This is a genomic window from Acidovorax sp. (assembly GCF_046339755.1).
Lineage (GTDB): Bacteria > Pseudomonadota > Gammaproteobacteria > Burkholderiales > Burkholderiaceae_C > Acidovorax.
Window position 1 is genome coordinate 1 of sequence record NZ_JBKDTZ010000407.1, and the last position, 11,758, is coordinate 11,758.

An 11,758-nucleotide genomic window follows, 5' to 3' on the forward strand; every position below is an offset into this window, starting at 1 on the left:
GCCCATGGCCGCTTTCGCCCGCTCCCCGCTCACCCGCCGCAACCTGCTGGGCGCCACCACTGCCGCCGTGCTCGGCCTGGCCGCCGGCCCGCTCGCCGCGCAGGACTTCCCGTCCAAGCCCATTCGCTTCGTCGTGCCCTATGCCCCAGGCGGCACCACCGACCTGGTGGCACGCACCGTGGGCGCCCACATGGCGCAGACCCTGGGCCAGCCGGTCATCATCGACAACCGCGCGGGCGCGGGCGGCAATATCGGCATGGACGCCGTGGCCAAGGCCGCGCCCGACGGCTACACCGTGGGCATGGGCGCCATCTCCACGAACGCGCTGAACCCGCACATCTACAAGAAGATGCCCTTTGACCCGAGCAAGGACTTCACCGCCGTGGGCCTGCTGGGCAACTCCACCATCGTGCTCGAAGCCGGCCCCGCCCTGCCCGTGAAGACCGTTGCCGAGCTGGTCGCCCATGCCAAGAAGAGCCCCGGTGTCCCCTACGCCACGGCCGGCGCCGGCACCTCCATGCACCTGACGGGCGTGCTGTTCGCACAGACCAGCAAGACCGACCTGGTGCACGTGCCTTACAAGGGCAGCGCGCCGCTGATCACCGACCTGATCGGCGGCCAGGTGCCGATTGCCTTCGACAACCTGCCCGCCTCCCTGCCCCACATCCAGGCCGGCAAGCTGCGTGCCCTGGCGGTGGCCGGCGCCCAGCGCTCGCCCGCTCTGCCCGACGTGCCCACCCTGGCCGAAGCCGGCCTGCCCGAGGCGGTGGTCGAGCCCTGGTTCGGCGTCTACGGCCCCGCGGGCCTGCCCGCTGCCGTGGCGCAGCGCCTGAACAAGGCGCTGGCCGACGCCCTGGCCGACCCGGCCGTCAAGGACAAGCTGCTGGCCGCGGGCTTCACCCCGCGCAGCGCCAGCGTGGCGGAGTTCGATGCCCTGACCAAGCGCGAGTACGAGCGCCTGGGCAAGGTCGCCCACAGCGCGCAGATGAGCGCAGACTGATCCTTTTCCTTTTTCTTCCATCCCGACTGACCATGAGCACCACCCTCGACGCCACCCACGGCACCCAACTGCGCAGCTGGGTCGCATCCGCCAATGTGGCAGGCTGCGACTTCCCCATCCAGAACCTGCCCTTCGGGCGCTTCCGCACGGCGGGCAGCCGCGAGGCCCTGCGCATCGGCGTGGCCATCGGCGACCAGATCCTGGACCTGCAGGCCGCCGGCCTGGTGGCCCACAACGACATGAACGCGCTGATGGCCGCCACGCCCGCCGAGCGCCAGGCCCTGCGCCAGCAGCTGTCCGAAGGCCTGCGCGAAGGCAATAGCAGCCAGCAGGCCGCCTGGACGCAGGCCCTGGTGCCCCAATCCAGAGTGGAGATGGCCGTGCCCTGCCAGATCGGCGACTACACGGACTTCTACACCAGCGTGCACCACGCCACCACCGTGGGCAAGCAGTTCCGCCCGGACAACCCGCTGCTGCCCAACTACAAGTGGGTGCCCATCGGCTACCACGGGCGCGCCTCGTCCATCGGCATCAGCGGCCAGCGCATCAAGCGCCCGCAGGGCCAGACCAAGGCGCCCGATGCCGCCGTGCCCACGCTCGGCCCCTGCAAGCGCCTGGACTACGAGCTGGAGCTGGGCTGGTTCATCGGACAGGGCAATGCCCAGGGCGTACCCATCGCCATCGGTCAGGCCGAGCAGCACCTGTTCGGCGTGGCACTGTTCAACGACTGGAGCGCACGCGACATCCAGGGCTGGGAATACCAGCCGCTGGGGCCCTTCCTGTCGAAGAACTTCGCCAGCACCCTCTCGCCCTGGGTCGTGACCATGGAAGCGCTGGCGCCCTTCCGGGCCGCCTTCGAGCGCGATGCCGCCGACCCGCAGCCCCTGCCCTACCTGGACTCGGCGGACAACCGCAGCCAGGGCGCCTTCGACATCACCCTGGAAGTGCTGCTGCAGACGGCCCGCATGCGCGAGGCCGGCGAGGCCCCCGTGCGCCTGTCGGCCACCAACAGCCGCCGCGCCGCCTACTGGACGCCCGCGCAGCTCGTGACCCACCACACGGTGAACGGCTGCAACCTGCAGCCGGGCGACCTGATGGGATCGGGCACGCTGTCGGGCCCCGAGGTGACCGAGGCGGGCTCCCTGCTGGAGCTGGCCGGCGGCGGCAAGCAGCCCATCACGCTGCCCAATGGCGAGCAGCGCAGCTTCCTGGAAGACGGCGACACGCTGATCCTCAAGGGCTGGTGCGAGCGCGAAGGCGCGGTGCGGATCGGGCTGGGCGAGGTGAGCGGGACCATCGTCGCCTGATGGTCCACAGGCAGCCCCATGAAGGGGCTGCCTTTTACAGATTCGGCGCCAGCAGCCGCGCCAGCGCGGCCTCGTCCATACCCCGGCGCTGGGCCATGTCGTGCAGCTGGTCCTCGCCGATCTTGCCGACGTTGAAGTACACGCTCTCGGGGTGGCCCAGGTAGAAGCCGCTCACGCTGGCGGCCGGCATCATGGCCAGGCTTTCGGTGAGGGTCATGCCGACCTCCTCGCACTGCAGCACGCGGAACAGCTCCGTCTTGGCGCTGTGGTCGGGGCAGGCGGGGTAGCCGGGCGCGGGGCGGATGCCGGCGTACTTCTCGGCGATCATCTCGTCGTTGCTCAGTTGCTCGCCCGCAGCGTAGCCCCACAGGTCGGTGCGCACGCGCTGGTGCAGGCACTCGGCAAAGGCCTCGGCCAGGCGGTCTGCCAGGCTCTTGAACATGATGGCCGAATAATCGTCCAGGGCGTCGATGAAGGCCTTTTCCTTCTTCTCGATCCCGAGGCCCGCCGTCACGGCGAACAGGCCGGCGTAGTCGGCAATGCCGCTGTCCTTGGGTGCGACGAAGTCGGCCAGGCAGCGGCTGGGGCGGGTCACGCCGTCGATGACCTGCTTTTCGGCCTGCTGGCGCATGCCGTACCAGGTCATGGCGACCTCGGTGCGGGTTTCGTCGGTGTAGAACTCGATGTCGTCGCCGCCGTTCACGCTGTTGGCCGGGTACAGGGCCATCACGCCGCTGGCCGTGAGCCAGCGGCCTTCGATGATCTTCTTCAGCATGGCCTGCGCATCGGCGAACACGCGCGTGGCCTCCACGCCCACCACCTCGTCGCTCAGGATGGCAGGGTACGGGCCGGCCAGGTCCCAGGTCTGGAAGAACGGGCCCCAGTCGATGTAGCGGGCCAGCTCGGCCAGGTCGAAGTTCTTGAACACGCGGCGGCCCAGGGCGCGCGGCACGGTGGGCTTGAAGGTCGTCCAGTCCACCGGCGTCCTGTTGGCGCGCGCCTTGGCCAGGGGCCATAGCGGGGTCTGCTTCTTGTTGGCGTGCTGGGTGCGCACCTTGTCGTAGTCGGCGTTGAGCTCCTGCACATAGTTGTCCACGCCCTCGCCGAGCAGGCTCTGGGCCACGCTCACGCTGCGCGAGGCATCGGGCACGTAGACGACAGGGCCTTCGTAGTGCGGCGCGATCTTCACGGCGGTGTGCACGCGGCTGGTGGTGGCACCGCCGATGAGCAGCGGGATCTTCTTGATGCGGAAGTGGTCGTCCTTCTGCATCTCGCCGGCCACGTACTGCATTTCTTCGAGGCTGGGCGTGATCAGGCCCGACAGGCCCACGATGTCGGCCCCCTCGACCTTGGCGCGCGCCAGGATCTCGTGGCAGGGCACCATCACGCCCATGTTCACGACTTCGAAGTTGTTGCACTGGAGCACGACGGTGACGATGTTCTTGCCGATGTCGTGCACGTCGCCCTTGACGGTGGCGATGATGATCTTGCCCTTGCTGCGCACGTCGCGGCCGGCCAGTTCGTCCTGGCGCTTTTCTTCCTCGATGTAGGGAATCAGGTGGGCCACGGCGGACTTCATCACGCGCGCACTCTTGACCACCTGGGGCAGGAACATCTTGCCGGCGCCGAACAGGTCGCCCACCACGTTCATGCCGTCCATCAGCGGGCCTTCGATCACGTGCAGCGGGCGCCCGCCCTTGGCCAGGATGGCGCGGTAGGCTTCCTCGGTGTCGTCGACGATGAAGTCGGTGATGCCGTGCACCAGCGCGTGCGACAGGCGCTCGCCCACGGTGCGCGGGGCCTCGGGCGTGCCGCGCCATTCGAGCTTCTTGCTCTCGTCCTTGGCGCCGCTCTTGGCGGTCTCGGCCACCTCGACCAGGCGCTCGCCGGCATCGGGGCGGCGGTTCAGGACCACGTCCTCGACACGTTCGCGCAGCGTGGGCTCCAGGTCGTCGTAGACGCCGACCATGCCGGCGTTGACGATGCCCATGTCCATGCCTGCCTGGATGGCGTGGTACAGGAATACGGTGTGGATGGCCTCGCGCACCGGGTCGTTGCCGCGGAAGCTGAAGCTCACATTGGACACGCCGCCCGAGACCTTGGCGCCGGGCAGGTTCTGCTTGATCCAGCGCACGGCCTCGATGAAGTCGACGGCGTAGTTGTTGTGCTCCTCGATGCCGGTGGCCACCGCGAAGATGTTGGGGTCGAAGATGATGTCCTCGGGCGGAAAGCCCACCTCGTCGACCAGCACGCGGTAGGCGCGCTCGCAGATCTCGATCTTGCGCGCAAAGGTGTCGGCCTGGCCCTTCTCGTCGAAGGCCATGACCACGGCGGCCGCGCCATAGCGCTTGACCAGGCGCGCCTCGTGCTTGAATTTGTCCACCCCCTCCTTCATGGAGATGGAGTTGACGATGCCCTTGCCCTGGATGCAGCGCAGCCCGGCCTCGATCACTTCCCACTTGGAGCTGTCGACCATGATGGGCACGCGCGCGATGTCGGGCTCGGAGGCGATGAGCTGCAAAAAGCGCACCATCGCAGCCTTGCTGTCCAGCATGGCCTCATCCATGTTGATGTCGATGACCTGGGCACCGTTCTCCACCTGCTGGCGGGCCACGGCCAGGGCCTCCTCGTACTGCCCGTTGAGGATCATGCGGGCAAAGGCCTTGGAGCCGGTGACGTTGGTGCGCTCGCCGATGTTGACGAACAGCGTGCCCTCGCCAATGGAGACGGGCTCCAGGCCGGAAAGCTTCAGTGGAGGAATCGATGAAAGGGCGGACATCAGGCTCACCTGCAAGGGGGGTCGAACACAGGTGAGCGTCGTTGCGGGGTGGTCGGCCCCGAGCCTGACGGGCACGCCTGGCCATCTGGGACCTGGGCGGCACGCTGCAACGCTCCTCGGGGGGAGGCTGATTTTACCGAACTGGCAGGAATTGAAGGAACGTGCCCCCGACAATGCCCTGCACATAGCTGATCGCTGCGCGGCGGTACTTCTCGGTCACCACCACGGCCACCAGGTCCAGGCGGGCGATGAGCTTGCCGAATTCGCGCTCGAAGCTCAGGTTGCGCCCATCGGGCCCGATCTCGTCGGCCAGCAACAGCGGCTGGCCGGCGGCATTGCGGCGCTGCGCCAGCAGCCACACGGCCGATTCCACATTGCGCGCAGCGTTGTACAGGTGCTGGGCATCGAGCGAATCGAGCAGGAAGAACTCGGTCTTGCCGCCATGGGCCGTGACCAGCATGTCTGCCGTGGCCACAGTGAAGGCGGCCACCCGGTCGCCCGTGAACTCGGGCGCCAGGGCAAAGGCCAGGGCCGCGACGTCGCGCCGCCCTTGCAGCGGCGCCCAGGGCTGGCGCTGCTCGATGGCGGCACGCGCCCGCTCCATGGCCTGCTCGCGGCTGGCCGCACCACCCTTGCGCCACTCGGCCGGGTTGCGGCGGTAGAGCTTGTCCATCAGCAGGGTCAGACTGGCCAGGTTGTCGCGCATGGCCAGTGTGGCCATGCGGTTCGCGTCGGACTGGGCCAGTTCGCCCGTGGTGGTGGATGCGCCCTTTACCTCGCCGCGCGGGGTGGGCGCAGGGGCGGCACAGCCAGACAGCAGGGCCACGGCGGTCAGGGCCATGCAGGCCAGGGGGAGGAAGGGAGGGAGAAGGGATGCAGGCGCCAGCATGTGGGCCGCATTATGGCCATGGCTGTCCCGGCCTACGCAAGCGCCAGCGAACGCGCAGCGACATCTCGCACGATGTCCTGCGTGATGTGCAGGAACCGGTCGACATCCGCGGGCGAGTGGCAGTGCAGCGGCGAGACCCGCACGGCGCCCTGCAGCCCGAACGATTCGAGCATGCGCCGCGAGTAGATGCTGGCCGCGCTGCGCTCGTACACCGTGACGCCGCGCAGGCCGTACTCGTGCACCGCCTGGGTGCAGTCGATCCCGGCAAGGCCGATGGCGATGATCAAATCGCGCCGAGTGAGGTCGCCATGGTCCAGGTAGACCTGCACGCCCTCCATGGCGCGCAGCCCGGGCGCCTCGGCACTGCCATCGAGCAGGCGCGCCAGCAGTGCGCGCTCGTGCAGCAGGATGCGCTCCATGCCTGCGGCAAAGCGCTCGCGGCGGCCTGCGGCATCGGGCGCATCAACACCCGGGGCGTCCCCCAGCCAGCACACGTAGTCCATGATTTCGGTCAGCACCGCGAACTGCCAGGGCGCGGCGCTGCCCAGGTCCCAGAAATCGGGCGCCTTGCCGGCCAGCTTGTGGTGGGGCAATGCGGCCGCGCGGTCCGACAGCCAGGCCAGGCCCGAACCGCGGCAGCCAAAGAACTTGTAGGGCGCGATGTTGATGCCATCCACCGGCGTGGCCTGCAGGTCGATGAGGCCGTGGGGCGCATGCTGAACGGCATCCACGATGATGTACAGGTCGGGTTTCACGGCGCGGGCGTGCTCCACGATCCGCGCCATGTCGAGCTTGGCGCCCGAGATGTTGGACGCGTAGATCACGTTGAGCAGGCAGGTGCCCCCATCCACCAGGCGCACGATGGCATCCACGTCGACACCGCCGGTGGCCGGGTTGCTCGGCGCCACGCGCAGCTCGCGCCCGGTCTGGCGCGCGTAGCGCTCCATGGCGTCGAAGGACGAGGGGTGCTCGAGCACCGTGGTGACCATGTTGGTGCCCGGCACGTTCTCGGCCACGGCGCGCACCATGTCGAACATGGCGCCCGATGCAGTCAGGGCCGCATAGACGCTGCCTCCCTGCGCGTTGAGCAATGTGCGCAGGTCGGCCGCGCCGGTGGCCTGCACGCACTGCAACTCGCGCGCCACCTCGTGGATGCGCTCGGTGTTGTCGGGCACGGCATCGACCTGGCCCATGCGCTCCATGGCGGCCTTCAGACGCAGCGAGCCGCCCGCATTGTCGAAATACAGGCGCTCGCGCCCACGGTGGTCATGCTCCACCTGCAGGAAGCGCTCGCGCACCGCGCGCATCAGGTCCTCAGGGAACAGCAGGCCTTCGGGATACCGGGTCAGAGAGGATGCAGCCATCACACCCCCTTGTTGTTGGGGTTGCGGTAGGCCTCGCGCACCGCATCGGTCATGGGGAAGTTGATGTTGATGTTGCTCGGCGGGATGGGCTGGGTGAACCAGCGCGCATACAGCCGCTCCATCTCGCCGGACTTCATGAGCTGCGTGACCGTCTGGTCCACCAGCGCCTGGAAGGCCGCATCGTTCTTGCGCAGCATGATGCCGTAGGGCTCCTGGCGCAGCACCACGTCCTTGAGGATCACGTAGTCGCCGGGGTTGGGTGACACGGCGATCAGCCCTGCGAGCTGCACGTCGTCGAGCACGTAGGCCACGGCCCGGTCGCTGGCCAGCAACAGGAAGGCGTCGGCGGTGTCCTTGCCCGAAATCTCCTGCACCTCCAGGTTTTCTGAGCGGCGGAAGCTGCGCAGCAACTGGATCGAGGTGCTGCCGGCCACGGTCGCCACGCTCTTGCCCGCCAGGTCCGCCAGCGAGGTGATGCCCGACTTCTTCTTGACCGCCACAGTGATGTTGGTGACGAAGTGGCTGGGCGCAAATGCGACCTGCTGCTGGCGCACCACCGAGTTGGTGGTGGTGGCGCAGTCCAGGTCCACGGTGCCGTTCTGTATCAGCGGAATGCGGTTCAGCGAATTGAGCAGGGTGTATTGCACGCGCAGCGCGGGCAGGCCGAGTTTGGCCTTGACGGCGTCGACGATCTTCAGGCAGATGTCGTTGGAAAAGCCGACGGGGTCGCCGCTGCCCGCAGGTTTGTACGAGAACGGGACGGAGCTGTCGCGGTTGCCGATGTGGATGGTGCCGCTCTCCTTGATCTTGCGCAGGGTGTCGATCTCCTGCGCCATGGTGGCCGAGGCGAGCAGGGTGGCGCCCAATGCGGCGAGGACAGACATCTTGAAAGCGTGCATGGCGGTGTTTCCAGTCAACGGAGACGGTCGGCGGGACCAAGGTCGCCACCGGAGATCACACAGTCAGTGCATTCGGTGACGGGCTGGAACGGATTCTGGAATTGACGTCACTTTTAAAAAAGCGATTTTTTGTGCTCGAATTGCATGAATAAAAGTGATTTGAAAGCCGCGCACTCCCATGATGACCTTCAAGCAGCTCGAGGCCCTGTACTGGATCGCCCAGTTGGGTGGCTTTGCCCAGGCGGCACACAAGCTGCACACCTCGCAGTCGGCCGTGTCCAAACGGGTGCATGAGCTGGAGCAGCTGTTCGACACCCCACTGTTCGACCGCAGCCAGCGCACGGCGCGGCTCACCGAAAAGGGCGAAGAGATGTTCGTACTGGCACGCCAGCTGCTGCGCCAGCGCGATGCGGCGGTGGAGCAGTTCAGCAAGCCGGGGGTGATCGAGCGGCGCCTGCGCATCGGCGTGACCGAGCTCACGGCCATGACCTGGCTGCCCCGGCTGGTGGCGCTGGTGCAGCAGCACTACCCCAAGGTGACGCTGGAGCCTGACGTGGACGGCAGCCTGCCGCTGCGCGACAAGCTGCTGGCCGACGACCTGGACCTGGTCATCGTGCCCGATGCGTTTGCCGATGCGCGCCTGCCCGCCAAGGCCGTGGGCCAGGTGGAGAGCGCCTGGATGTGCCAGCCCGGCCTGCTGCCCGCCGGCCCGGTGCGCCTGCACCAGCTGGCGCACCAGCGGCTGCTGGTGCAGGGCCAGTCGTCAGGCACCGGCCGGCGCTACGACGCATGGATGAAGGAACTGGGCGCCGAACCCTCGGACGCCATCGTGGTGAGCAACCTGATCGCGCTGATCGGCCTGACCATCTCGGGTCTGGGCGTGAGCTACCTGCCGCGCCACTGCCTGGACCCGCTCATCGGCGCCGGCATGCTGGCCGTGCTGGAGGTGGATCCGCCCCTGCCCCCGGTGCCCTACGTGGCGCTGTACAAAGGCGAGCACCGCAGTGCGCTGGTGTCGTCCATCACCATGCTCGCACAGTCCTGCTGCGACTTCACGCGCGCTTTCCAGGCGTTCCCGATGGGGAACGGCACAGAGCGACGCTGACCCAAGCCTATGCGTGCGGGATGCCCTCGATGGGGCATTCCGCCGTGCCCACGGTGCTGCGCGTGAGCGCCTCCACGGCCTGGCGCGTGCCCTCGGGGTCGGTTATCCAGCGCTGGTAGAAGCCGTAGGGGCAGGCGGCGGCGCCCTTGTCCCCTTCGCCGGAGTTGATCATGCCGGTGTAGCCGCGGTGCAGCAGCTTGAACAAATGGTTCTCGGACTGGCCGTTCCTGCGGAAATCCCGGATCAGGCTGGTGGACAGCGCCGCATACTGCACGCCGTACTCCTCCTCCCCGCATTCGCCCAGCGTGCGGCCGTCGAAGCCGATCAGCGCCGAATGGCCGAAGTAGCTGTACACGCCATCGAACCCGGCCGCATTGGCCACCGCCACGTAGGTGTTGTTGGCGAAGGCCATGGCCTTGCTGATGAGGATCTGCTGCTCCTTGGCCGGGTACATGTAGCCCTGGCAGCGCACGATGAGCTCGGCGCCCTTCATCGCGCAATCGCGCCAGATCTCGGGGTAGTTGCCATCGTCGCAGATGATGAGGCTGATCTTGAGGCCTTTGGGCCCGTCGCTCACATAGGTCTGGTCACCGGGGTACCAGCCCTCGATGGGCGTCCAGGGCATGATCTTGCGGTACTTCTGCACGATCTCGCCCTGATCGTTCATCAGGATGAGCGTGTTGTAGGGCATCTTGTGCGGATGCTCTTCATGCCGTTCACCCGTGAGCGAGAACACACCCCAGACCTTGGCCTTGCGGCAGGCTCCCGCGAAGATCTCTGTCTCGGGGCCAGGAATGGTGGTGGCGGTATCCATCATCTCCTGCCGGTCGTACATGATGCCGTGGGTGCTGTACTCGGGAAAGATCACCAGGTCCATGCCCGGCAGGCCGGCCTTCATGCCCACCAGCATGTCGGCGATCTTGCGCGCGTTGTCCAGCACGTCGGCCTGGGTGTGCAGGCGCGGCATCTTGTAGTTGACGACCGCGACGCCCACGGTGTCCTTGCTGCTTGAAATATCGCCGTGGATCATGGCGTCTCTCCTTGAATCGTTGAACCCGTCAGTGGCTGATCATCCAGGGCCGTTTGGAGGGGAAGGTTTTCGCGCCATTGGGCGCGGTGACCGTCCCGCCGCGCTTGGTAGTGCCCCCACCGCTGCAGCAGCCACACCCCGATGGATGGCGCAGCCGGCCGTAGCTGCCGGCATCGCCGTCGCGCGAGGATGAGCGCGGAGCGTGCTGCGCGCGCTCGTTGGTGTCGTGCGCGCGGCGCTGCTCGGGGCTCACGCAGGCCAGGTGGGGTGCGTGGGCGAACACGCGTGCCGCTGCGGCCCCGCACTCGGGGCAGGCGCAGGGCTCGTTGCGCAAGGCCACGCTGCGCAGCGCATCGAAGTTGCCGCAGTCGGGGCAGGCGTAGTCGTAGGTGGGCATGGGGGGCTGCCGTGCTACTTGTCCTGCGAGATCGGCATGTCCACGCTGCCGTCGAGCACCTTCACCGGGCCGGCCGCCGTGGGGTTGATGTCGAAGTCGAAGATCTCGGTGGGCAGCCACAGCGTGGCGCAGGCGTTGGGCACGTAGACCACGCCGCTGATGTGGCCCTGCACCGGGGCCGTGCCCAGGATGGAATAGGCCTGCGCGCCGCTGTAGCCGAACTTTTTCAGGTACTCGATGGCGTTCAGGCAGGCCTGGCGGTAGGCCACCGTGACATCGAGGTAGTGCTGCTGGCCCGATTCGTCGACCGAGATGCCCTCGTAGATCAGGTAGTCCTTGTAGTTGGGCGTGATCGGGCTGGGCTTGAAGATCGGGTTCTTGATGCCGTACTTGGCCATGCCGCCCTTGATCAGGCTGACCTTCATGTGCACCCAGCCAGCCATCTCGATGGCGCCGCAAAAGGTGATTTCGCCGTCGCCCTGGCTGAAGTGCAGGTCGCCCACCGACAGGCCCGCGCCTTCCACGTACACCGGAAAGTACACCTTGGAGCCGCGCGACAGGTCCTTGATGTCGCAGTTGCCGCCATGCTCGCGCGGCGGCACCGTGCGCGCGCCTTCGGCCGCCGCCTTGGCTTTGGCCTCGCCCTGCAAGGTGCCCATGTGGGCCGTGGTGGCGTTGGGCGGGTTGGCCAGGCCGGGGATGCGGTGCGGGTCGGTGGCAAGCAGCTCGGCCTCGCGGGCGTTCCAGGCGTCCAGCATCTTCTGGTCGGGCAGGCAGCCGATCAGTCCGGGGTGGATCAACCCTGCAAAGTTCACGCCCGGGATGTGGCGGCTGCTGGTGAACATGCCGTGGAAGTCCCAGATGGATTTTTGCGCCAGCGGGTAGTGCTCGGTCAGGAAGCCGCCGCCGTTCTTCTTGGAGAAGAAGCCGTTGAAGCCCCACAGGCTGTCGTCGCGCGCGCCTATGTCGAGAAGGTCCACCACCAGCA

10 protein-coding genes and 1 riboswitch are annotated in these 11,758 nt (G+C 67.4%); of the genes, 3 read left to right on the forward strand and 7 right to left on the reverse strand.

Features of this window, described 5'->3' with window-relative positions; translation table 11 throughout:
- Nucleotides 1–4 precede the first annotated feature (4 nt).
- Nucleotides 5–1,000: a Bug family tripartite tricarboxylate transporter substrate binding protein gene (locus tag ACK59X_RS34980; protein WP_409964198.1), complete on the forward strand. Its 996-nt coding sequence runs from the start codon at nt 5–7 to the stop codon at nt 998–1,000.
- Between the two features lie 32 nt (nt 1,001–1,032).
- On the forward strand, nt 1,033–2,307 hold the full coding sequence (gene fahA / locus ACK59X_RS34985) for a fumarylacetoacetase (protein WP_409964186.1): 1,275 nt from the start codon (nt 1,033–1,035) through the stop codon (nt 2,305–2,307).
- Nucleotides 2,308–2,341: 34 nt separating this feature from the next.
- Here the strand turns inward: fahA and metH are convergent, their stop codons facing one another.
- From metH to ACK59X_RS35005, 4 genes are all read right to left on the reverse strand, one after another.
- A complete protein-coding gene (gene metH / locus ACK59X_RS34990; RefSeq protein ID WP_409964188.1) occupies nt 2,342–5,086 on the reverse strand; it encodes a methionine synthase in 2,745 nt (914 codons plus the stop codon).
- 26 nt (nt 5,087–5,112) lie between these two features.
- A riboswitch (S-adenosyl-L-homocysteine riboswitch) is annotated at nt 5,113–5,210 on the reverse strand.
- A 9-nt stretch (nt 5,211–5,219) separates the two neighbouring features.
- Entirely contained in the window at nt 5,220–5,927 is a 708-nt protein-coding gene (locus tag ACK59X_RS34995) for a hypothetical protein (protein WP_409964190.1), read from the reverse strand.
- Nucleotides 5,928–6,007: 80 nt separating this feature from the next.
- Nucleotides 6,008–7,339, reverse strand: a complete 1,332-nt coding sequence (locus ACK59X_RS35000; RefSeq protein WP_409964192.1) for an aminotransferase class V-fold PLP-dependent enzyme — start codon at nt 7,337–7,339, stop codon at nt 6,008–6,010.
- A complete protein-coding gene (locus tag ACK59X_RS35005; RefSeq protein ID WP_409964194.1) occupies nt 7,339–8,238 on the reverse strand; it encodes an amino acid ABC transporter substrate-binding protein in 900 nt (299 codons plus the stop codon). The genes ACK59X_RS35000 and ACK59X_RS35005 overlap by 1 nt, the downstream gene beginning before the upstream one ends.
- Before the next feature lie 181 nt (nt 8,239–8,419).
- Between ACK59X_RS35005 and ACK59X_RS35010 the strand changes: the two genes are divergently transcribed.
- Nucleotides 8,420–9,343, forward strand: coding sequence for a LysR family transcriptional regulator (locus ACK59X_RS35010; protein WP_409964199.1), 924 nt, complete (start codon nt 8,420–8,422; stop codon nt 9,341–9,343).
- A 7-nt stretch (nt 9,344–9,350) separates the two neighbouring features.
- On the opposite strand, the gene ACK59X_RS35015 is transcribed toward ACK59X_RS35010, so the two are convergent.
- From ACK59X_RS35015 to fmdA, 3 genes are all read right to left on the reverse strand, one after another.
- On the reverse strand, nt 9,351–10,373 hold the full coding sequence (locus tag ACK59X_RS35015; RefSeq protein WP_409964195.1) for an aliphatic amidase: 1,023 nt from the start codon (nt 10,371–10,373) through the stop codon (nt 9,351–9,353).
- 28 nt (nt 10,374–10,401) lie between these two features.
- A complete protein-coding gene (locus ACK59X_RS35020) occupies nt 10,402–10,770 on the reverse strand; it encodes an FmdB family zinc ribbon protein (protein ID WP_409964196.1) in 369 nt (122 codons plus the stop codon).
- A 14-nt stretch (nt 10,771–10,784) separates the two neighbouring features.
- On the reverse strand, nt 10,785–11,758 hold a 974-nt coding region (gene fmdA / locus ACK59X_RS35025), incomplete at its 5' end, for a formamidase (RefSeq protein ID WP_409964197.1).

Coding starts and splice junctions, on each gene's coding strand:
- ACK59X_RS35010 (WP_409964199.1), top strand. CDS start 8,420: ATGACCTTCAAGCAGCTCGAGGCCCTGTACTGGATCGCCCAGTTGGGT.
- ACK59X_RS35000 (WP_409964192.1), bottom strand. CDS start 7,339: ATGGCTGCATCCTCTCTGACCCGGTATCCCGAAGGCCTGCTGTTCCCT.
- ACK59X_RS35020 (WP_409964196.1), bottom strand. CDS start 10,770: ATGCCCACCTACGACTACGCCTGCCCCGACTGCGGCAACTTCGATGCG.
- fahA (WP_409964186.1), top strand. CDS start 1,033: ATGAGCACCACCCTCGACGCCACCCACGGCACCCAACTGCGCAGCTGG.
- ACK59X_RS35015 (WP_409964195.1), bottom strand. CDS start 10,373: ATGATCCACGGCGATATTTCAAGCAGCAAGGACACCGTGGGCGTCGCG.
- ACK59X_RS35005 (WP_409964194.1), bottom strand. CDS start 8,238: ATGCACGCTTTCAAGATGTCTGTCCTCGCCGCATTGGGCGCCACCCTG.
- ACK59X_RS34995 (WP_409964190.1), bottom strand. CDS start 5,927: ATGGCCCTGACCGCCGTGGCCCTGCTGTCTGGCTGTGCCGCCCCTGCG.
- metH (WP_409964188.1), bottom strand. CDS start 5,086: ATGTCCGCCCTTTCATCGATTCCTCCACTGAAGCTTTCCGGCCTGGAG.
- ACK59X_RS34980 (WP_409964198.1), top strand. CDS start 5: ATGGCCGCTTTCGCCCGCTCCCCGCTCACCCGCCGCAACCTGCTGGGC.